The following is a 20,327-nucleotide window of genomic DNA, read 5'->3' on the forward strand; positions in this document are numbered from 1 at the left end:
CGCAGCCGGTAGTAGAGGCTGCCGCGCGCGAGGAACAGCCGAGCGGCGGTCGCCTGGGCGTCGCCGCCGGTGTCGAGGTAGGCCTCGAGCGCAGCACCGGCTTCGCCCCCTCCGACGTCGACGAGCTGCTGCCGACGATCGCCGATCAGATGCCCGGCAACGCCGTGCGGGCCGCACTCGGCCAGGCCCGGACGGTCGAGATCACCGGCGGAACGCTCGTGCTCGGGCTGCCGGCCGGCAAGGGCTCGTCGGTCCGCCAGCTCAACCGCGAGGACGCCCTCGCGGCGATCTCGGCTGGGCTGGAGGAGCTGCTCGGGGTCCGCTATGTCGTCCGCGCCGAGGAGCGCGCCGATGTCGAGACGCCCGAAGAGGCCCTGCTGCCCGAGGACGAGCTGATCCGCCGGGTCGTCCAGGAGTTCGAGGCCGAGGAACTGATCGACGGCTCGGCCGCCAGCGACAGCGTCGGCGCCGGCCCCACCACCCCCGCGAACGGAGACACCTGATGCGTCAGCCCAACATGCAGCAGATGATGAAGCAGGTCCAGAAGATGCAGGCCGACATGGCTGCAGAGCAGGAGAAGCTCAAGACCGAGGAGCTCGAGGTCACGGCCGGCGGTGGGATGGTCAAGGTCACGATCACCGGCGCGCTGGAGATCCGCTCGGTCACGATCGACCCCGAGGCGATCGACCCCGAGGACGCCGAGCTGCTGCAGGACACCATCACCGTGGCGGTCAACCAGGCGATCCGCGAGTCGCAGGAGATGGCCGAGAAGCGGCTGGGCGGCCTCACCGGCGGCATGGACCTCGGCGCGCTCGGCCTGGGCGGCATGGGGCTCTAGTGACCGAGGCGGCGCGCGTACCGGCCCCGTCCGCCGGCCCGGCCGGCGCGGGGCGCTAGGGCCGTGCAGCCCGCCCCGATCGAGCGGCTGGCGGCGGCGTTCGCCCGCCTGCCCGGCGTCGGCCCGCGCACCGCGCAACGGCTGACCTACCACGTGCTCGCGCGTCCCGACGAGGAGGCGCGAGCGCTGGCGACCGCCCTGATCGAGGTCAAGGAGCTGATCGGCGAGTGCCGGATCTGCTTCAACCTCGCCGAGGGCGACCGCTGCGTGATCTGCCAGGACCCGCGCCGCGACCCGACCCTGCTCTGCGTGGTCGAGGGACCGGCCGACATCCTCCCGATCGAGCGGACGCTCGAGTACCGCGGGCGCTACCACGTGCTCGGCGGGTCGCTCTCGCCGGTCGACGGGATCGGCCCGCGCGATCTCCACCTCGAGGCGCTCTACCGCCGCGTGACCGACGGCGATCCGGACGTCTCCGCCGACCTCGGCCCGGCTCCGGTCTTCGCGAGCGGGGGGAGCACCGCCGAAGCTCCCGCCAGCGGCTCGGGGTCCGGCTCGGTCCGCGAGGTCGTCGTCGCGACCAACCCGACGACCTCGGGCGAGGCCACGGCCCTGCACGTCGCCGCCGAGCTGCGCGAGCGGGCCCCGGACGTGGTCGTCTCCCGGCTGGCCTCCGGCCTGCCGGTCGGGGCCGACCTCGAGCACGCCGACGAGGTCACGCTCGGGCGGGCGTTCGCCGGGCGCCGCGTGATCTGACCTCGGTCGAACGTCCGCCGCGATCCGCAACGGCGTCGCGTTGCGTAAAGTCCGCCCCCGGATGTTCTCGCCCAGCGACACCGTCGTCATGAAGTTCGGTGGCACGTCGGTCGCCGACGCCGAGCGGATCAAGCGCGCCGCGCGCCGGATCGTGAAGAAGCGCGAGGCCGGCCAACGCGTCGTCGTCGTGCTCTCCGCCCGCGGCAAGGAGACCGACCGGCTGATCGCCGACGCGCTGGAGATCTCCGAGCGCCCCGCCCCGCGCGAGATGGACATGCTGCTGTCGACCGGCGAGCGCGTCTCCTGCGCCCTCGCCGCGATGGCGATCAACGACCTCGGCCACCAGGCGATCTCGCTGACCGGCTCGCAGGCGGGGATCGTCACCGACACGTCGCACACCAAGGCCCGGATCCTCGACGTCCGCGCCGACCGGATCCTCGAGGCGCTCGACCAGGACCGGATCGTGCTCGTCGCCGGCTTCCAGGGCGTCTCGACCGCGAAGGACGTCACGACCCTCGGTCGCGGCGGCTCGGACACCACCGCCGTCGCGCTCGCGGCCGCGGTCGGGGCCGACGTCTGCGAGATCTACACCGACGTGCCGGGGGTCTTCACCGCCGACCCGCGCGTCGAGCCGCACGCCCGCAAGATCGACGTCGTCTCGTTCGAGGAGATGCTCGAGATGTCGTCGTCCGGCGCCGGTGTCCTCCAGCTGCGGAGCGTCGAGTACGCCCGCACCCACGGGGTGCGGATCCACTGCCGTTCGAGCTTCGAGGACGCCGAGGGCACGTGGGTCGTGTCCGAGGCCGAGGCCAAGATCGCGGCGAGCAAGAGCCAGGAGCAGCGCGTGGAGAACCCCCTGATCACCGCCGTCACCCACTCGACGGTCGAGGCCCGGATCACGCTCGTCGGCGTGCCGGACCACCCCGGTGCGGCCGGCCAGATCGCGACGTCGCTGGCCGACGCCGGCGTCAACGTCGACATGATCATCCAGAACGAGCCGTCGGGAGACGATCCCGCCCGCCCCCGCCGCGCGGACATGTCGTTCACCGTCCCGCGTGAGGATCTGACTGCGGCGCAGGACGCGCTCGAGCCGCTGATGGCGGAACTCGGGATCGTGAGCATTCGGACCGAGCCCGAGATGGGCAAGGTCTCGATCGTCGGTGCGGGGATGAAGACCCATCCCGGCGTCGCTGCCAAGGTCTTCACCGTGCTCGGCGAGCACGAGATCAACATCCAGATGATCTCGACCTCGCCGATCAAGATCAGCTGCGTCGTGCCGGGGAACCAGGTTCCGACGGCCGTCCAGGCGCTGCACGCGGCCTTCGGCCTCTCCGGGGAGGACACCATCCGCCCCGAGGAGCCGTTCGGCGCCTTCTCCTGAGGGGGAGCGGCCGTCTCGCGACCGAGTCGGCCTGCTCCTGAGCGTCGGCGCCCGCGCGTCGCCGCCGGCCGTCACCACCGCCGGCGGCCGGGAGGGCTAGGGTCCCGGCAGTGGATCATGAGCTGAGCGACGAGGACCGGGACCGGCTCGACACCCTCCTGCGGGCGATCGAGGAGCTGGACCCGGACGGCGAGCTGCCCCCGGGCGAGACCCAGGAGACGCTCGACGCGACCGAGCGCAAGCTCGGCCGGCCGCTGCCCCCGCAGCTGCGCGAGTGGTACCGCGCCGTCGGCGGCGGTGCTCGTCTGGTCGGCGGCAACCTGACCTTCTTCCCGCTGGTCCGGCGTCCGGGGATCAAGACCACCGGGCCGCTGGTCGCGACCGCCCGCAACGCGCTCCGCTCGCGCGAGTGGTTCGTCCCGGAGGAGGTCGTGCCGTTCGCTGCCGACGGGGCCGGCGACGTCTTCGGCGTCTGGTTCCCGCGGGGCCGGGCCGGTCGTCCGCTGGTCGTGCTCAGCGGCGCCGGTGACGGCGACGAGGACGTGCCCTCGATGGCCGTGGTCGGGGAGGACCCGTACGCCTTCCTCGCCGGCTGGCTCTCCCACTACGTCTATCCGGACGACGAGGAGATCGCCGAGGAGGTCCAGGACACGCTCGGGCTGCCGGTCGACCTCCAGGGCGACCCGGAGGAGATCAGCCGCAGCGTCGGCCAGCACCTGACGGCGGTCCTGCAGTGGGCGAGCCCGAGCCTGCCGGAGCTCTCCTACGACCCGGATCGCGGCTGGCCGCTGAGCGTCAGCGACGTCCGCGAGCTGGCCGAGGGCGGCTGGTAGACGCCGTCACGTCGCCGATTCGTCCGGGCGGCGAGCGGGTCGAGGGGGTCCTCTCGTACCCTGGAGAGATGACCAGCGACGGGTACCGCATTGCCGTTGTCGGCGCCACCGGCCAGGTTGGCGGCGTCCTCCTCGACGAGCTGGGCGTGCCGAACGACGGCACCCGGGTCGGCGCGGCGGCCCCGACCAAGGACGGCGCCGGGCCCGCCGGGACGGCGCTGCCGGTCCGCGAGATCGTGCCCTTCGCGTCGGCGCGCTCGGCCGGTTCGACGCTGCGCGGGATGACGGTCCAGCCGCTGAACGACGAGACGATCCAGGGCTTCGACATCGCCGTCTTCTCGGCCGGCGGCGCGACCAGCCGCGAGTGGGCGCCGAAGTTCGCCGCCGCCGGGGCGGTCGTGGTCGACAACAGCTCGGCCTGGCGGATGCACGACGACGTACCGCTGGTGGTCAGCGAGGTCAACCCGGAGGCGCTCGACGGCCACCGCGGGATCGTCGCCAACCCGAACTGCTCGACGATGCAGCTGATGGTCGCGCTGCGCCCGCTCCAGCAGGAGGCCGGGATCGAGCGGCTGGTCGTCTCGACCTACCAGGCGGTCTCCGGCACCGGCAAGGCCGCGGTCGACGAGCTGCTGGAGGAGTCGCGCGCGGTGCTCGAGGGGACGGCCGTGCCGGACGCCCGCTCGTACGCCCACCAGATCGCCTTCAACGTGCTGCCGCACGCCGGCAACTTCGTCGACGACCACACCGACGAGGAGCGGAAGCTGATCAACGAGACGCGCAAGATCCTCGGCGACCCGTCGATCCGCGTCTCGGCGACCTGCACCCGCGTGCCCGTGATCAACGGCCACAGCGAGACGGCCAACGTCGAGACCCGCGAGCCGCTCTCGCCCGAGCGGGCCCGCGAGCTGCTCGAGGCGGCCCCCGGGGTGCTCGTGCGCGACGACCCCGCCAACGCGATCTACCCGATGGCGATCGACGCCGACGGTCGTCCGGAGGTCCTGGTCGGGCGGATCCGCCGCGATCCCGGTCACCCGCAGGCGCTCGACCTGTTCGTGGTCGGCGACAACCTCCGCAAGGGCGCCGCGACCAACACGATCCAGCTGGCCGTCGTGCTCCACGAGCGGGGCCTGGTCCGGCCGACCGAGGCCTCCGCGGTACCGCAGCTCGGCTGATCCGGGCGAAGCGTCCGCGCGCCGTCGACGCCGACTCCCGCCCCCGGTAGGGTGGCTGCGTGGCTCAACAGCAAGAGATCAGTCCCGAGGTCCTGGAGCGCCGTCGCGCCGCTCTGACGCAGGTGCGTCAGTGGGGCGATCCGGCGCTGCGGGCCGTCGCCCGCCCGGTCGACGAGATCGACGACGACCTGGTCGGGGAGGCCCGCCGGCTGATCACGATCATGGACGCCGCGCTCGGTGCCGGCCTCGCGGCGACGCAGGTCGGGATCATGCGGCGCTACTTCGTCTACCGCGAGGGCGGCGAGTCGCTGGGGGCTGCGACCGCCCTGATCAATCCGGTCGTCGAGTGGTCGTCCGACGAGCTCGAGACCGGCCCCGAGGGCTGCCTGTCGCTGGCCGAGGTCTGGGTCGACGTCGAGCGCCCGCGCGCGGTCCGCGTCCGCGGGCTGGACCTCAGCGGCCACGAGATCGTGATCGACGCCGAGGGGGCGCTGGCCCGTCGCCTCCAGCACGAGATCGACCACCTCGACGGGGTCCTGATGATCGACCGGACGAGCAAGGAGCAGCGCAAGGCGGCGCTGCGTGAGCTCCGCGAGGGCGCCCCGCGCGACGCTGCGCAGGGGACGCCGGCCGCGGTCTGAGCCAGGCGGTCCAGGAGCCCGCCGAGTCTTCGACGGGCTCCTAGGGCTCGAGCACGATCTTGCCGAGCGCACGCCGCTCGTCGAGCGTGCGCAGCGCGTCCGCGGCCTGGGCGAGCGGGAACCGCGAGCCGATCGGCGGGTCGATCGCACCGGCGTCGATCAGCTTGCCGATCTCGGCGCCGATCTCCGGCCCGAGGCTGGGGACGCCGAACAACCACTCGCCCCAGGCGGCGCCGATCACCTCGGTGTTGCTCAGCAGCAGCCGGTTGGCCTTGATCGTCGGGATCTCCCCGGCGGTGAAGCCGACCACCGCGATCCGGCCGGCGCGCCGCAGCGACTTGAGGCTGTCGGTGAAGCGGTCGCCGCCGACCGGGTCGACGACCAGGTGGACGCCGCCGCCCGAGAGCTCACGGGCCTGCTCGCGCCAGTTGCCGTCGGAGCGGACGACCTCGTCGGCGCCGGCGGCCCGCGCGACCCGCTCCTTCTCGTCGCTGGAGACGACCGCGATCGTCTTCGCGCCGAGGCCCTTGGCGACCTGGAGCGTGGCGGTGCCGACCCCGCCGGCGGCGCCGTGGACCAGCACCCACTCGCCGGCCACCAGCCGCCCACGGGTCACGAGCGCGAACCAGGCCGTGTGGTAGTTGAGGACCAGGGCGGCACCCTGGGCGTCGTCGAGCCGGTCGGGGATCGGGAAGGTCAGGGCGGGGGAGGCGACGGCGACCTCGGCCCAGCCCCCGAGCACGCAGAACGCGGCGACCCGCTGACCGGGCTCGAAGCCCGAGCCCGCGGGAGCGCTGCGGACGACCCCGCCGACCTCGCTGCCGGGAACGAACGGCAGCTCCGGCTTCATCTGGTACATCCCGCGGGTCTGCAGGAGCTCGGGGAACGAGACCCCGGCCGCCCCGACCTCGACCACGACGCCCTCGCCCCCGAGCAGGTTGTCGCCGGGCCCGGGCTCGGGCAGCTCGACGAGCTGCAGAGCGCTGTCCGGGCCGGTCAGCTCGGTGATCTGCTGGGCCTTCATCGGGTCTCCCTCGCGGTGGTGTCGGTGGCGGCGCGGCGGACCGACCCGGACGGGACCGGTACCGCGTGGTACCGGAAGCTACCGCACGGCTGCGGCCTCGGGTCAGTCCGGGGCCGGCTCGGTCATCGCGACCACGGCGAACTGGGCGCCCTGGGGATCGGCGAGGAACGCCATCCGCCCGGGAGGCCCGTCGAACGCGGCGAGCACGACGGAGCCGCCGTGCTCGGTCGCCCTCGCGACCACGTCGTCGGCGTCGTCGACGGCGAGGTACGGGCCCCAGTGCGGCGGGACCCCGTCCCACGTCTCGCCGGTCGCCATGATCCCGCCGTTGTCGTGCTCGCCGACCCGGATCACGCGGTAGCCCTGGGGGCCGAGGTCGGCGAACGTCCAGCCGAAGAGCTCCCCGTAGTAGCGCTCGGCGGCGGGGACGTCACCGGTCCGCAGCTCGTTCCAGGCCAGCGTGCCCGGCTCGTTGACCAGCTCCGCCCCGCGGTGGGCGAGCGGCTGCCAGAGGCCGAAGACGGCCCCCTGGGGATCGGCGATGATCGCCAGCCGGCCCTGGTCCATGACCGTCATCGCCGGCATCAGGACGGTTCCGCCGAGCTCGCCCGCGCGCGCGGCGGTCGTCTCGGCGTCCTCGACGCTGACGTAGCTGGTCCAGCTCGGCGGCGCACCCGCCTCGCGTGCCTGCTGCGGCATCGGACCGAGCCCGGCGACCGCCTTGCCGTCGGTCAGGGCGGTGAAGTAGCTGACGCCCTGGCCGGGGATCGGGGTCTCGCGGAAGCGCCAGCCGAGGACCGCGCCGTAGAACGCCTGGGACTGGTCGACGTCGAGGCTCTGCAGGTCGATCCAGCTGAAGGTGCCGGGTACGTAGCCGTTGCGCTCGGGCATGATGAGCTCCTTGTGCGGGGAGGCAGTGCCCCGTGAGCATCCCGCTCGGCTGGGATCCCAACCAGCCTGCGGTGCCCGCTCCCGCGACCGCCGGAAAGCCGGGCGGGTGGGGTGGGGGAACCCCCACCGCGGCTCGCCAGCCCGCCTCATGGTCGTGGCGTGCGAGGATCGCCAGGATCGTCGTATGAGCTCCCCCGACACCGTCGAGCTGCCCGAGCCGCCGTCGTCCTCCCTGACGACGCAGCTGCTGGGCCGCCTTCCCGCCTTCGCCAGCCGCGCCTGGAGGGACTTCGCCTTCCTGATCACCGGCTTCGTGAGCGGGACGGCGATCTTCTGCATCGCGGTCACGCTGGTCTCGCTCTCGCTCAGCCTGCTGATCCTGATCATCGGGATCCCGCTGGCGATCCTCACCAGCCAGGTCCTCCGCTGGTGCGCCGACGTCGAGCGGCTGCGGGCGCTGATCGTCGACCCCGAGAAGCCGGTCAAGGCCGCCTACCGCGAGCTGCCCAAGGGGATCCTGCCGACGGCCCGCACGATGCTGATGGACCCCCGCCGCTGGCAGGACGTCGTCTACCACGTGATCCAGTTCCCGATCGCGATCGCCGGCTTCTGCGTCGCGACGGTCTCGTGGTCGTTCGTGCTGGCGGGGCTGAGCTACCCGTTCTACTTCTGGGCGCTGCCCCAGGGGCCGGAGCACGATGGCACCAACCTCAACGGCTTCTACTTCGACACCTTCCCGAAGGCGATGCTGCTGTTCCTCGTCGGGCTGCTGGCGATCCCGATCGCCTACGGCGTCTGCCGGGCGACGGCGGCGGTCGCGCTGACCGCGATCCGGGTCCTGCTCGGCGACGACCTCGAGCGGCTGCAGGCCCGGGTCTCGCACCTCGAGACGACCCGCGCCGGCGCCGTCGACGCGCAGTCGTCGGAGCTGCGCCGGATCGAGCGTGACCTCCACGACGGGGCCCAGGCGCGAATGGTCGCGGTCGCGATGGACCTCGGGATGGCCGAGGAGCGGATGGAGAACGACCCGGAGGGCGCCCGCGAGCTGATCCAGGGCGCCCGCGGCGAGGCCCGCCGGGCGCTGGCCGAGATGCGCGACCTGGTCCGCGGGATCGCGCCCTCGGTGCTCGCCGACCGCGGCCTCGATGCGGCGCTCAGCTCGCTGATCGCCCGCTCCCCGGTCCCGGTCCTGCTCGACATCGAGCTCGAGCAGCGCCCGCCCTCGTCGGCGGAGACCGCCGCCTACTTCGTCGTCAGCGAGGCGCTGGTCAACGTCGCCAAGCATGCGACCGCCAGCAGCTGCGAGGTCACCGTCCGCGGCGACGCCAGCGAGCTGCGGGTCTGGATCGAGGATGACGGTGCGGGAGCTGCGAAGATCCTTCCCGGCGGTGGCCTGGCCGGACTCCACGACCGCGTCGCCGCCGTCGACGGCGCCCTGACGGTCACCAGTCCTCCGGGCGGTCCCACGATCATCGAGGCACGGATCCCTTGCGCGTCCTGATAGCCGAGGACCACGCGCTGTTGCGCGACGGTCTCACCCGCCTGCTGCGGGACCACGGCCACGAGGTGGTCGCCGCCGTCGACGCGCCGGACGAGATCGTCCGGCGCGGTCGCGCGTTGCGACCAGACCTGGCCCTGCTCGACGTGCGGCTGCCGCCGACGTTCACCGACGAGGGGATCCGCGCCGCGCTCGAGCTGCGGGCGGCGATCCCGGGCCAGGCGGTCCTGGTGCTCTCGCAGTACGTCGAGCGGACCTACGCCGGCGAGCTGCTGGCCGACGGCGGTGGTGGGATCGGCTACCTGCTGAAGGACCGGATCGCCGAGCCGACCGAGTTCGTCCGGGCCTGCGAGCGGGTCGCCGCTGGCGGCACCGCGCTCGACCCGGAGGTGGTCGCGCAGCTGCTGGCCCGCGGCCGCGACGACGGCGGCCCGATCGCCGGCCTGACCCCGCGCGAGCACGAGGTCCTCGGGCTGATGGCCGAGGGCCGCTCGAACCGCGGGATCGCGGCCGAGCTGGTCGTGACCGAGGGTGCGGTCGAGAAGCACGTGACCAGCATCCTCGGCAAGCTCGACCTGCCGGCGGCCCCGGGCGACCACCGGCGGGTGCTGGCGGTCCTGGCGATGCTGCGGTCCTCGGAGCAGTGACCCGGGGCAGCGGACGCGCGCCCGACCCGGCATCCTCCTAGCCAGTGCTGCGCTCGTCGTCCCGTCCCGCCGCCCGTCTCGCGCTCCTGTTGCTGGTGGCGCTGCTCGGTTGCGCCGCGGTCCTGGTCGGCCTGCGGGCCGGATCCGGGGCGACCGCGGCGACCACCCCGGCACCGGCCAAGCGGTTCGCCGACGGCAGCTGCCGGACGACGGCGATCCGCTTCGGGATCGTGCTCGCGCCCGGCGACCGCGCGGGCCGTGCGGCGGCCGACGTGCTGACCCGCGACATCGCCCGGCAGCTCGGCTGCCCGACGATCACCGTCCCGCGGGCGAGCCAGTCCGAGCTGGTGTCGGCGCTGGCGCTGCACCAGGTCGACCTCGCCCAGCTCGATCCGGCCGCGGTGACCCCGGCCGACCGCCTGATCGCCGCGGTCCCGCTGGGGGCCTACACGACCGGTCGCGAGACCCCGGCCCGGACCCGGCCCTCGCGGCTGTGGGTGCGCGCGGACGGCCCGCGGGCGCTTGGTGACCTGCGGGCCGACGCGATCGAGCTCGGCCCGGGCCTCACCGCCGCCGGCGACGTGCTGCCGCGGACGGCCCTGCTGCGGGCTGGGGTCGCGGTCGGTCGGGCGACCGCGAAGGGCGCCCCGACGCCGGTCCGGCGCGCGGCCGACGACGCCAGCGGCCTGCACGACCTCCGCCGGGGACGGGTCGACGCGACCGTCACCGTCGGCCCCGTCTCGCGCTCGGCCGCCCGCGGGCTGCGCCAGCTGTGGTCCTCGGAGCCGGTGCTCGCGGACCTGGTCGTGATCCGCCCGGGGATCCCCAACGCCGTCCGGCGGCTGATCGTCGCCGCCGTCCGCGACCTGCCGAGCGACGCCCTCGCGCCGCTGGCGGCCCGTCAGGGGATCACGAACCCGATGCCGCTGATGACGGTCCCGCTCGACCTCTACGCCCAGCTCGGCTGGCAGCAGGACGCCCTGATCGCGGCGGGCCTGCACCCCTAGCGCCACCCAAAGTCCCCGCCACGGCGGGGGAAGGTGGGGCGGCCGCCTCGGGAACCGACGACCGCCTCCGGCCCGGGGCCGCCACCCGAACCAGCGTCAGAACGACGAAGGGCCGGCGCGACGCGCCGACCCTTCGATCCTGTCGTCTCGCTCGCCCACGAGCCGGTGGGCGGCGAGCGGTGCTGCTGGGGCTAGGCGGCGACGGCGCCGACCACCGAGGTCGACCAGTCGATCACGGCCGTCGGCTTGACGACGTGCTTGTTGAGGCCGAGCTCCTTCGGATCCAGGCCGAGCGCCAGGCCGACCATCTGCGGCAGGTGCAGGACCGGCATCTGGAGGTCGCGGCCGATCGTCTTGTTGATCACCGGCTGCTGCATGTCCAGGTTCAGGTGGCAGAGCGGGCACGGCGTGACGAGGCAGTCGGCGTGCGCGTTCTTGGCGTCGCCGAGGTGCTGCCCGGCCATCCGCATCGACGTCTCCTTCTGCATCAGGGAGATCGGGAACCCGCAGCACTTCTGGGCGCCGGCGTACTCGACGACGGTGCCGCCGAGCGCCTCGATCACCTGCTCGAGGTACGTGTCGCGCGGGTGCGCGTCGTCGATCCCGATCCGGTCGGCGGGGCGGACGATGTAGCAGCCGTAGAACGGCCCGACCCGCAGATCGGTCAGCGGACGCTTGACCTTGCTGGCGAGCGCGTCGAGTCCGATCTCCTCGACCAGGACCCAGAGGAAGTTCTTGTTGACCAGGCCCTTGGCGTAGGCGAGGCCCTCCGGGGTCAGGTGCTTGTTGACCTCGTCGCGGTACTCGGCGCTGGCGTCGAGCCGCTCCTGGCACTCGCCCTGCGCGCCCTGGCAGGTCGAGCAGATGTTCATCATCAGGTCCGCGCCCTGCTCGATCTCCTGCTGCGCCAGCGCGAACGTGCGGGCGTTGAGGGTGTCGGCCAGCTCCTGGCTGTGCTCGGCGATCACGCCGGCACCGCAGCAGTTGGCGCGGTTGAGCTCGACCAGCTCGATGTCGAGGTGCGGGGCGACCTTCGCCATCGCACCGTGCAGCTCGGGGGTGAAGCCACGGCTGACGCAGCCGGGCCAGTAGGCGACCTTCATGCTCCGGCCTCCGTATCGGTGGTGGTCCTCTTGTCCGCGGCGGCCGCCGCGGCGACGTGCGCGTCGTGCGCCGCGATCTCGGCCGGGTCCTCGTCCGGCTGCGTGATGTAGAGGTTCAGCTCCAGCCGCTGGTCGCGTCCGGCGATCTCCCCGTAGATCCGCTTGATCTGCGCCTGGTCCGGGTTCTTGTGGTGGAAGAGCGCCGTCTTCGGGGTGACCTTGCGGCGCAGCAGCGCCTTCGTGATCACCGGCAGCGAGGCGAACATCTCCTTGGCCGCGGCCGGCGCGAGCTTGCCGCCGTAGGAGTCCGGGACCATGTTCGTCTCGTTGAGCGTCCCGTACTTCTTGACGCTGTTGACGATCGCCATCTCGTGCCGCTCGCCGTTGTTGCGGTCGTTGATGTGGAAGTCCTGCGAGGCGATCCGCCGCAGCCGCATGATCTGGCTCATCGGCGCGACGCCCTTCGGGCACGCGTCGATGCACTTGAAGCAGTGGGTGCAGGCGTAGAGGCCGTGCGGGTCCTCGGCCAGGTTGCTGAGGCGCTCGGCGTGGCGGCTGTCGCGCGGGTCACCGACGAAGCGGTACGCCTTGGCGAGCGCGGCGGGGCCGACGAAGAGCGGATCGATCTCCATCGAGAGGCAGTCGGAGACGCAGGCTCCGCACTGGATGCAGGCCATCGACTGCGTCACGTCGACCATCGACTCACGCGGGACGACGTGCTCCCGCTCGGGCAACGGCTCCTGGGGGAGCAGCCACGGGGTGACCCGCGCCTGCTTCTTCCAGTGGACCGCGTCCATGTCGACGATCAGGTCCTTGATCACCGGCATGTTGCCGAGCGGCTCGACCGTGATCTTGCCGTCCTTGGAGCGTTTCAGCGCCTCGGACAGATGTGTGTTGCAAGCGAGGCCGGGCTTGTCGTTGATCCGGGTCCCGCACGATCCGCAGATCGCCGCGCGACACGAGCAGCGGATGCCGATCGAGCCGTCCTGCTCGCCGCGGGCCTGGAGGATCCCGTCGAGCACGGAGCGGTGCGGCTCCAACTCGATCTGGAACTCCTCGAAGTAGGCGGCGTCGCCGGACTCCGGGTCGTAGCGCCGCAGCCGCAGCGTGAACTCCTGCGGGCCGGCCTCCATGTCGTTGCTCGGGGTGGTGTTCTCGATGGTCGACATCAGTACGTCCGCTCCATGGGCTCCCACTGGGTGAACGTGACCGGCGACTTGCCGATCTTGCCGGGCGCATCGGCCCCTTCACCGTCCTGGGAGACGGTCAGGTGGAAGAGCCAGTTCTCGTCGTCGCGGTCGGGGAAGTCCGTCCGCGAGTGCGCTCCGCGCGATTCCTTGCGTTCCAGCGCGGCCAGGGTGATCGCCTCGGAGCAGTCGAGCATGAAGCCGAGCTCCAGCGCGCCCAGCACGTCCTGGTTGAAGACCGTGCCCTGGTCGTCGATGTAGGCCGTCTTGGCCTCCTCCTGGAGCCGCTGGACGATCTCGTGACCGGTCGTCATGCCCTCCTGGTCGCGGAAGACGGCGCAGTAGCGGTTCATCGACGTGCCGAGCTCCTCCTTGATCTCGGATATCCGGCGGCCCGTGCGGGGGCGGTCGATGATCGACTTGATGTGCCGGATGTCGTCGCGCAACTGCGCATCGGAGACCTTCGGCATCGGCATCGAGCCGGCGACCAGCGCCGCGTGCTCGCCCGCGCGACGGCCGAAGATCAGCGTGTCGAGCAGCGAGTTGGCGCCGAGCCGGTTGCCGCCGTGGACCGAGACGCAGGCGACCTCGCCGGCCGCGTAGAGCCCGGGGACGTCGGTCTCGCCGTTGACGTCGGTCTTGACGCCGCCCATCGTGTAGTGCTGCCCGGGGCGGACCGGGATCGGCTCCTTGGTGATGTCGATCCCGGCGAAGTCGCGGCCGAGGTTGACGATCTCGCGCAGCGACTCCAGCACGCGGTTCTTCGGGACCACGGTCACGTCGAGCAGGACCGAGTCCTTCAGCGGGCCGGTGCCGCGGCCCTCGTTGATCTCCTTCTGCTCCGCGCGGGAGACGACGTCGCGCGAGGCCAGCTCCATCTTGTTCGGCGCGTCGACGCTCATGAAGCGCTCGCCGTTGGCGTTGAGCAGGTGCGCGCCCTCGCCGCGGGCCCCCTCGGTGATGAGGAAGCCGTTGGCCGTCATCGTCGTCGGGTGGTACTGGACCATCTCCATGTCCATCAGCCGTGCGCCCGCGCGGTAGGCCAGCGACATGCCGTCGCCGGTGCAGATCAGGCCGTTGGTCGTCGGCTTGAAGGCCTGGCCGACGCCCCCGGTGGCGAGGATCACGGACTTGGCGACGAAGGTCTGCATCTCGCCGGAGCGGATGTTGCGGGCGACGCAGCCGACGCAGCGGCCGGAGGCGTCCTTCAGCAGCGAGGTGTTGAACCACTCCTCGAAGCGATCGACCGTGCCGCTGTGCTTCATCAGCTGCTCGTAGAGCACGTGCAGGATCGCCTGCCCGGTGATGTCCGCGACGTAGGCCGTGCGCTTCATCGAGGCGCCGCCGAACGCACGGAGATCGAGGTGCCCGGTCTCGTTGCGGTGGAACGTGACGCCGATGTGCTCGAGATGGAGGATCTCGTTCGGCGCCTCCGAGCACATGATCTCGATCGCGTCCTGGTCGCCCAGGTAGTCCGACCCCTTGACGGTGTCGAAGGCGTGCGAGCGCCAGTCGTCGGCCGGGTTCATGGCCGCGTTGATGCCGCCGGCGGCGGCGACGGAATGCGACCGAACAGGGTGAACCTTGCTCAGGATCGCGACGGATGCGCCGGCATTGGCTGCGGCCAACGCAGCGCGTTGTCCAGCCAATCCGGCCCCGATGATGAGGACGTCGTGTGCAGGCATGGGCCTCCTTCGACCAACGACAGGGAACCGCGTCGGATCCTACAGGCGTCACACCGCTTTGGCCTGAACCCTAACCCCGACGCAAACGGTCGGAATCCGGTGGGGCGGGCGATCGATCGACGGCGCGGAATAGCGGAAGCGCCGCCGCTCATTTCCGCCGGTTCTGGACCCCTTCCCACGGGTGATGGGCAGGCGTGGCGCGGCGGGATCGCGGTGGGCGCTCCGGGCGCCGGCATCCGCGCGGTCCCGGCGTCGGATGGACGCGGAGCCGGGGCGCAGCGGTCGATGCCCTACACGCGCGGGAACCGTGAGCTGTCCTCCGACGGCCGGTAGGCGGCGGCCGGCCGCGGGGTTGCGGTCCGGTCTGCCTGCGAGCCCAGCCGCTCGTCCCGGCGGCGGGCAGGGGCGGCGTGCGGTGGGTGGCGGCACGGGTGTGCGGGAAAACATGTGGTCGGCCGTCGTGGGTTTCGTGTCGTTGCGGTCCAAGGTGGTTCGTGGTTGGCGGTTGATTGTTGGGGCTGTCGTTGTCGGCGCTGCCGAGGTGAAGGGGTGCTCGCAAGATAAAGGCGTGGCGGGGCGTGGGCGGTGCTCATGGTGGTCATGGTGTGGTGGGTGGTTGTCGCGCTCTTGGCGGGTTCGGCCCGGCCCCCGCCGCGGCGGACGTCGGAGGTCCCGGCTCGTGTTGGCCGTGGCCGCCGGCGATCGCCGCGACGGGCCCGAACGGACGGTCGGCTCGTCGCTCCCGGCAATGGGAGCCCTAATACGGTCAGTCGTCGCCCGGCACGGCTCGCTCAGCTGTGCTTCACCGGGGCTTTATGTGACAGAGCGCACATAGCCACGGCCGGGAGCAGATCCTCAATCGAGGAGAGGTCGTAAGATCACCCGGCCGTGGCGACCCGAGATTCAGAACGCAGACGCTCGTGGTTGGGGGAGGCGTGGGACTCGACCATCGGCAAGAAGGTGGTGGTCGCGGTCACCGGCGCGCTGCTCGTCGGCTACGTGATCCTGCACATGGTCGGCAACCTGGCCGCGCTCTCCGGGGCCGACTCGGGGACCGGAGGCGAGGCGCAGATCGACCGCTACGGCGAGGCGCTGCGCAGCTTCGGTGAGCCGCTGCTGCCCCACGAGTTCGCGCTCTGGGCGGTCCGCCTGCTGCTGCTCGGCGCGCTGCTGGTGCACATCACCGGCGTCTTCCAGCTGCGGGCCCGGAACCGCTCGGCGCGACCCGCCGGTCACCCGGCCAAGCGCGTCGGCCGCTCGCTGGCCGCGCGGACGATGATGCTCAGCGGCCCGCTGCTGCTCGTCTTCATCATCTTCCACATCCTGCAGTTCACGACGCTGACGATCGACGTCACGCCGCTGCAGCAGGGCGCCATCTACGCGAACCTCTACGAGGCGTTCCAGCGCTGGTACTTCGTGCTGTTCTACGTGCTCGCGGTCGCGGCGCTCGCCTTCCACCTGCGCCACGGGGTCTGGAGCGCGCTGCAGACGCTCGGGCTCGACCGCCCGTCCCGCAACCGGCCCCTGCGGCTGGTCGCGACGGGGATCGCGGTCGTCGTCGCCGTCGGCTTCGCGGTCGTGCCGCTGGCGTTCTGGACCGGCGTGCTGGACGCCCCGCCGAGCGGCCCCACCGCCGCACTCGTCACCACGGAGGTCACCCGCTGATGCTCGACGCACGGATTCCCGAGGGCCCGATCGAGGGCAAGTGGCGCGCCTGGCTGGACGCCCACAAGCTGGTCGGCCCGCGCAACCGGCCGAAGCACACGGTGATCGTCGTCGGGACCGGCCTCGCCGGCTCGGCGGCGGCGGCGAGCATCGCCGCCCAGGGCTTCAAGGTCAAGAGCTTCTGCTTCCAGGACACCCCGCGGCGGGCGCACTCGATCGCCGCGCAGGGCGGCATCAACGCGGCCAAGGACTACGCCAACGAGGGCGACGCCACCCGCCGCCTGTTCGTCGACACGATCAAGGGCGGCGACTTCCGCTCGCGTGAGGCGAACGTCTGGCGGCTCGCGGACGTGTCGCAGAACATCATCGACCAGGCCGTCGCCCAGGGCGTGCCCTTCAACCGCGAGTACGGTGGCCAGCTGGCGACCCGCTCGTTCGGCGGCGTGCTCGTCCAGCGGACGTTCTACTCCCGTGGGCAGACCGGCCAGCAGCTGATGCTCGGCGCCTACAGCGCCCTCCAGCACCAGGTCGCCGAGGGCGGGGTCACGGTCTACAACCGCCACGAGATGCTCGACGTGGTGATCGTCGACGGCGAGGCCCGCGGCATCATCGCCCGCAACCTGATCACCGGCGAGATCGAGCGGCACGCCGCCGACGTCGTGGTGCTTGCCTCGGGCGGCTACTCGAACGCCTTCTACCTGTCGACCAACGCGATGGGCAGCAACGTCACGGCCGCGTGGAAGGCGACGAAGAAGGGCGCCTTCTTCGCGAACCCCTGTTACACGCAGATCCACCCGACCTGCATCCCGCAGACCGGCGAGTACCAGTCGAAGCTCACGCTGATGAGCGAGTCGCTGCGCAACGACGGGCGGATCTGGGTCCCCCGCGATCCGGACGAGCAGCGTCCCCCGGCCGAGATCCCGGAGGAGGAGCGCTACTACTTCCTCGAGGAGCGCTACCCGGCCTTCGGCAACCTCGCCCCGCGCGACATCGCCTCGCGGGCGGCCAAGGTCGCCTGCGACCAGGGGCTCGGCGTCGGCGGCACCAAGCGCGGCGTCTACCTCGACTTCCGCGACGAGATCGCGGCGCAGGGCGAGGACGCGATCCGCGGCAAGTACCAGAACCTGTTCGAGATGTACCAGCGGATCACCGGCGACGATCCGTTCGTCACGCCGATGATGATCTACCCGGCGCCGCATTACACGATGGGCGGGCTCTGGGTCGACTACGAACTGCAGACGACGGTCCCCGGGCTGTTCGCGATCGGTGAGGCGAACTTCTCCGACCACGGCGCCAACCGACTCGGCGCCAGCGCGCTGATGCAGGCGCTGGCGGACGGCTACTTCATCGCCCCGCACACGGTCATGCACTACATGGCCTCGCGGCCGCGCCGGACGGTCGTCGACGAGCAGCACGAGGCGTTCAGCGAGGCCGAGCAGGACGTTCGCGCTCAGCTCGACCGGCTGATGTCGATCCAGGGCACCAAGGCGCCCCAGGCGATCCACCGCGAGCTCGGCAACGTGATGCTCGACAAGTGCGGGATGCTCCGGACCCGCGAGGGCCTGATCGAGGCGATCGCCGAGATCCAGGAGATCCGGCGCAGCTTCTGGACCGACCTGCGCGTCGACGGCACGCTCGACGAGTTCAACCCGAGCCTCGAGTACGCGGGCCGGCTGGCCGACTTCATCGAGCTGTCCGAGCTGATCTGCGAGGACGCGCTGCGGCGCGAGGAATCGTGCGGCGGACACTTCCGCGGCGAGCACGAGACCGAGGACGGCGAGGCGCTCCGCGACGACGACGACTTCGCCGTCGTGACCGCCTGGCAGTACCCCGAGGACGGCATCGACAACGGCAGCTTCACCCCGCACGACGAGCAGTTGACGTTCAACGAGGTCCAGCTCGCGACGAGGAGCTACAAGTGAACTTCCGACTCGAGATCTGGCGTCAGGACACCCGGGACCAGCCCGGCCGGTTCGAGACGCAGCACGTGACCGACATCGACCCCGGGGCTTCGTTCCTCGAGATGCTGGACACGCTCAACGAGGACCTGATCTCCAACGGGGACCGCTCGTTCGCCTTCGACAGCGACTGTCGCGAGGGGATCTGCGGGATGTGCTCGCTGGTCATCAACGGCACGCCGCACGGCCCCAACCGGGTCACGACCTGTCAGACGTACATGCGCGACTTCGAGGACGGCGCGACGCTCTACGTCGAGCCGTTCCGCAACAACGCGTTCCCGGTCGTCCGCGACCTCGCCACCGACCGCTCGTCGCTCGACCGGATCATCCAGGGCGGTGGGTTCGTCTCGGTCACGACCGGCCCGCAGCCCGAGCCGAACGCGATGCCGGTCAACCCCGAGGTCCAGAACGAGGCGATGGACGCCGCGATCTGCATCGGCTGCGGTGCCTGCGTGGCGGCCTGCCCGAACGGGGCGGCGATGCTCTTCACCGGGGCCAAGGTCACCCACCTCAACCTCCTGCCCCAGGGGCAGCCGGAGCGCGGCGAGCGGACGCTGGGGATGGTCGAGGCGATGGACGCCGAGGGCTTCGGCGGCTGCACCAACTTCGGCGAGTGCGCGCGGGTCTGCCCGCAGGACATCGCGATCGACGTGATCGGGATGCTCAACCGCGAGTACCGCAACGCGCTGCGCAAGCGCAAGGACCCGCACGCGCCCAAGATGGTCGCGCAGTAGCGAGACGTCGCCGGCCTGCGGGTCGGCACCCGTCCCCGGGTCGGCGCCGGTGGCGCCGGCCCGGCGGGGCGGGATCGGAGCGGGTCGGCGAGCCCGGCCTAGGCCGGGCCGTCCGGTCTATGCCGGGGCGCCCGGCGTGCCCGGGAGCGCCTTGGCCAGGGCGTCGCGGACCTGGGCGAAGGTGACGAGGCCGCGCATCACGCCGCTCTCGTCGATCACCGGCAGCGCGCCCAGGCGGCGCAGGGGCTCGCTGGCCAGGAGGTCGTCGAGCGCGGCGTCGGGCGACACCCGCGGGGGCTCGCCGGACTCCAGGAGCTCGCGGGCACGGATCTCGGGACGGCCGGAGGCGAGCTCGGTGCGGACCCGCTCGGCGGTCACGATGCCGAGGTAGCGGCCGTGCTCGTCGAGCATCGCCGCCCACGGCACGCCGAACGGCGCGAACGTCTCGTGCTCGGCGTCGAGCACGGTCACGTCGGCGGGCAACCAGGCGGGCTGCTGATCCATGATCTCGCTGGCGATGACCTCGTGGAGCTGCTCGCTGATCTCGCTGGTGACGACGGCGGCCCGGGCGGCCCCCGCGATGAACCAGGCGAGGATCAGGAACCAGATCCCGTTGAAGGTGCCGCCCTGCAGCAGCAGGAAGACGCCGGCGGCGGCGAGCAGGATCGCGAACCCGCGACCGAGCTGACCGGCGGCGACGGTCGCGCTGCGGCGGTTGCCGGTCACGCGCCAGGCGATCGCCCGGGCGAGGCGGCCGCCGTCGAGCGGGAACGCCGGGACCATGTTGAAGACGAACAGGACGCCGTTGATCAGCGTCAGCCAGGCGACCAGCGCGACCGGTGCGGTGGTGTCGAGCGACGACAGCTTGACCGCGTCGACGAACTCGCTCCAACTGCTCATCAGGACGCCGGTGGCGGCGCCGATCAGGCAGATGATCAGCGTGACGAGCGGCCCCGCGGCCGCGACGACGAACTCCTCGCGCGGGGTCCGGGAGTCCCGGCTGAGGCGGGCCACGCCGCCGAGCAGCCAGAGGTCGATGCCCTCGGTCTGGATCCCGAAGCGGCGGGCGGCGAGCGCGTGCCCGAGCTCGTGCGCAACCAGCGAGACGAAGAAGAGGAACGTGGCGGCCACCGCGACGGCGTAGGCGGTGGTCGAGGTCGCGCTCGGGAGCGCGTCCTGGAACCGGCCGCCGAGCAGCCCGATCATGAGGAGCAACGCGATGAACCAGCCCGGGTTGGCCCCGATCCTGATGCCAAAGACGTGCGCGAGCTTCACGGAGCGCGGTGAGGGCATGCTGCTTCCTA

The 20,327-nt window shown here is 71.9% G+C and carries 19 protein-coding genes; 12 read left to right on the forward strand and 7 right to left on the reverse strand.

The annotated features are described in order from the left end of the window. Positions 1–569, reverse strand: a 569-nt coding sequence (locus ACVUH9_RS19425) for a helix-turn-helix domain-containing protein (RefSeq protein WP_475760087.1), incomplete at its 3' end; no start/stop codon positions are given. On the opposite strand from ACVUH9_RS19425, the gene ACVUH9_RS19430 reads away from it, so the two are divergent. From ACVUH9_RS19430 to def, 6 genes are all read left to right on the forward strand, one after another. Next, positions 503–838, forward strand: a complete 336-nt coding sequence (locus ACVUH9_RS19430) for a YbaB/EbfC family nucleoid-associated protein (protein WP_475759949.1) — start codon at positions 503–505, stop codon at positions 836–838. The genes ACVUH9_RS19425 and ACVUH9_RS19430 overlap by 67 nt on opposite strands. Before the next feature lie 63 nt (positions 839–901). Further along, positions 902–1,594 (forward strand): recombination mediator RecR, encoded by a 693-nt coding sequence (locus tag ACVUH9_RS19435; RefSeq protein WP_475759951.1) that lies wholly within the window; start codon positions 902–904, stop codon positions 1,592–1,594. 61 nt (positions 1,595–1,655) lie between these two features. Further along, on the forward strand, positions 1,656–2,975 hold the full coding sequence (locus tag ACVUH9_RS19440; protein ID WP_475759953.1) for an aspartate kinase: 1,320 nt from the start codon (positions 1,656–1,658) through the stop codon (positions 2,973–2,975). Between the two features lie 110 nt (positions 2,976–3,085). Next, positions 3,086–3,808 carry an SMI1/KNR4 family protein gene (locus tag ACVUH9_RS19445; RefSeq protein WP_475759955.1) on the forward strand — a complete coding sequence of 241 codons (723 nt, stop codon included), beginning with the start codon at positions 3,086–3,088 and terminating at the stop codon, positions 3,806–3,808. Between the two features lie 68 nt (positions 3,809–3,876). After that, a complete protein-coding gene (locus ACVUH9_RS19450) occupies positions 3,877–4,983 on the forward strand; it encodes an aspartate-semialdehyde dehydrogenase (RefSeq protein WP_475759957.1) in 1,107 nt (368 codons plus the stop codon). Between the two features lie 59 nt (positions 4,984–5,042). Next, positions 5,043–5,624, forward strand: a complete 582-nt coding sequence (def, locus tag ACVUH9_RS19455) for a peptide deformylase (protein WP_475759959.1) — start codon at positions 5,043–5,045, stop codon at positions 5,622–5,624. A 40-nt stretch (positions 5,625–5,664) separates the two neighbouring features. Here def and ACVUH9_RS19460 read toward each other — a convergent pair whose 3' ends face one another. Next, a complete protein-coding gene (locus tag ACVUH9_RS19460) occupies positions 5,665–6,648 on the reverse strand; it encodes an NADPH:quinone oxidoreductase family protein (protein WP_475759961.1) in 984 nt (327 codons plus the stop codon). 102 nt (positions 6,649–6,750) lie between these two features. After that, a complete protein-coding gene (locus ACVUH9_RS19465) occupies positions 6,751–7,539 on the reverse strand; it encodes a VOC family protein (RefSeq protein WP_475759963.1) in 789 nt (262 codons plus the stop codon). A 184-nt stretch (positions 7,540–7,723) separates the two neighbouring features. On the opposite strand from ACVUH9_RS19465, the gene ACVUH9_RS19470 reads away from it, so the two are divergent. The 3 genes from ACVUH9_RS19470 to ACVUH9_RS19480 are packed head-to-tail and all read left to right on the forward strand — an operon-like array spanning position 7,724 to position 10,691. Further along, positions 7,724–9,040: a sensor histidine kinase gene (locus ACVUH9_RS19470; RefSeq protein ID WP_475759965.1), complete on the forward strand. Its 1,317-nt coding sequence runs from the start codon at positions 7,724–7,726 to the stop codon at positions 9,038–9,040. Next, on the forward strand, positions 9,028–9,684 hold the full coding sequence (locus ACVUH9_RS19475; RefSeq protein ID WP_475759967.1) for a response regulator: 657 nt from the start codon (positions 9,028–9,030) through the stop codon (positions 9,682–9,684). Before ACVUH9_RS19470 ends, ACVUH9_RS19475 begins: the two co-directional genes overlap by 13 nt. Before the next feature lie 44 nt (positions 9,685–9,728). Then, positions 9,729–10,691, forward strand: a complete 963-nt coding sequence (locus ACVUH9_RS19480) for a PhnD/SsuA/transferrin family substrate-binding protein (RefSeq protein WP_475759968.1) — start codon at positions 9,729–9,731, stop codon at positions 10,689–10,691. Between the two features lie 191 nt (positions 10,692–10,882). Here ACVUH9_RS19480 and ACVUH9_RS19485 read toward each other — a convergent pair whose 3' ends face one another. Genes ACVUH9_RS19485 through ACVUH9_RS19495 form a run of 3 tightly spaced genes read right to left on the reverse strand, consistent with a single transcriptional unit; the run spans position 10,883 to position 14,666 of the window. Further along, positions 10,883–11,794 carry a CoB--CoM heterodisulfide reductase iron-sulfur subunit B family protein gene (locus ACVUH9_RS19485; RefSeq protein WP_475759970.1) on the reverse strand — a complete coding sequence of 304 codons (912 nt, stop codon included), beginning with the start codon at positions 11,792–11,794 and terminating at the stop codon, positions 10,883–10,885. Next, positions 11,791–12,963: a succinate dehydrogenase/fumarate reductase iron-sulfur subunit gene (locus ACVUH9_RS19490; protein ID WP_475759972.1), complete on the reverse strand. Its 1,173-nt coding sequence runs from the start codon at positions 12,961–12,963 to the stop codon at positions 11,791–11,793. The genes ACVUH9_RS19485 and ACVUH9_RS19490 overlap by 4 nt, the downstream gene beginning before the upstream one ends. Then, on the reverse strand, positions 12,963–14,666 hold the full coding sequence (locus tag ACVUH9_RS19495; protein WP_475759974.1) for an FAD-binding protein: 1,704 nt from the start codon (positions 14,664–14,666) through the stop codon (positions 12,963–12,965). The genes ACVUH9_RS19490 and ACVUH9_RS19495 overlap by 1 nt, the downstream gene beginning before the upstream one ends. A gap of 888 nt (positions 14,667–15,554) precedes the next feature. Here ACVUH9_RS19495 and ACVUH9_RS19500 point away from each other — a divergent pair. From ACVUH9_RS19500 to ACVUH9_RS19510, 3 genes are read left to right on the forward strand one after another with little or no spacing between them, the layout of a single operon-like run. Then, the gene (locus tag ACVUH9_RS19500) at positions 15,555–16,331 is read left to right on the forward strand and encodes a succinate dehydrogenase cytochrome b subunit (RefSeq protein ID WP_475759976.1); all 777 of its coding nucleotides are present in this window, start codon (positions 15,555–15,557) and stop codon (positions 16,329–16,331) included. Next, positions 16,331–18,253, forward strand: a complete 1,923-nt coding sequence (locus ACVUH9_RS19505; protein WP_475759978.1) for a fumarate reductase/succinate dehydrogenase flavoprotein subunit — start codon at positions 16,331–16,333, stop codon at positions 18,251–18,253. The genes ACVUH9_RS19500 and ACVUH9_RS19505 overlap by 1 nt, the downstream gene beginning before the upstream one ends. After that, complete coding sequence (locus tag ACVUH9_RS19510; RefSeq protein ID WP_475759979.1) at positions 18,250–19,023, forward strand: succinate dehydrogenase/fumarate reductase iron-sulfur subunit; 774 nt, start codon at positions 18,250–18,252, stop codon at positions 19,021–19,023. The genes ACVUH9_RS19505 and ACVUH9_RS19510 overlap by 4 nt, the downstream gene beginning before the upstream one ends. 117 nt (positions 19,024–19,140) lie before the next feature. Here ACVUH9_RS19510 and ACVUH9_RS19515 read toward each other — a convergent pair whose 3' ends face one another. After that, positions 19,141–20,316 (reverse strand): site-2 protease family protein, encoded by a 1,176-nt coding sequence (locus ACVUH9_RS19515; protein ID WP_475759981.1) that lies wholly within the window; start codon positions 20,314–20,316, stop codon positions 19,141–19,143. Between the last annotated feature and the right edge of the window lie 11 nt (positions 20,317–20,327).

It is taken from the genome of Patulibacter ginsengiterrae, assembly GCF_056269115.1.

Bases quoted from the DNA above. Each gene is read 5' to 3' on its own strand.
- ACVUH9_RS19430 (WP_475759949.1), top strand. From the start codon at position 503: ATGCGTCAGCCCAACATGCAGCAGATGATGAAGCAGGTCCAGAAGATG.
- ACVUH9_RS19485 (WP_475759970.1), bottom strand. From the start codon at position 11,794: ATGAAGGTCGCCTACTGGCCCGGCTGCGTCAGCCGTGGCTTCACCCCC.
- ACVUH9_RS19450 (WP_475759957.1), top strand. From the start codon at position 3,877: ATGACCAGCGACGGGTACCGCATTGCCGTTGTCGGCGCCACCGGCCAG.
- ACVUH9_RS19495 (WP_475759974.1), bottom strand. From the start codon at position 14,666: ATGCCTGCACACGACGTCCTCATCATCGGGGCCGGATTGGCTGGACAA.
- ACVUH9_RS19515 (WP_475759981.1), bottom strand. From the start codon at position 20,316: ATGCCCTCACCGCGCTCCGTGAAGCTCGCGCACGTCTTTGGCATCAGG.
- ACVUH9_RS19440 (WP_475759953.1), top strand. From the start codon at position 1,656: ATGTTCTCGCCCAGCGACACCGTCGTCATGAAGTTCGGTGGCACGTCG.
- ACVUH9_RS19470 (WP_475759965.1), top strand. From the start codon at position 7,724: ATGAGCTCCCCCGACACCGTCGAGCTGCCCGAGCCGCCGTCGTCCTCC.
- ACVUH9_RS19465 (WP_475759963.1), bottom strand. From the start codon at position 7,539: ATGCCCGAGCGCAACGGCTACGTACCCGGCACCTTCAGCTGGATCGAC.
- ACVUH9_RS19460 (WP_475759961.1), bottom strand. From the start codon at position 6,648: ATGAAGGCCCAGCAGATCACCGAGCTGACCGGCCCGGACAGCGCTCTG.
- ACVUH9_RS19490 (WP_475759972.1), bottom strand. From the start codon at position 12,963: ATGTCGACCATCGAGAACACCACCCCGAGCAACGACATGGAGGCCGGC.
- ACVUH9_RS19505 (WP_475759978.1), top strand. From the start codon at position 16,331: ATGCTCGACGCACGGATTCCCGAGGGCCCGATCGAGGGCAAGTGGCGC.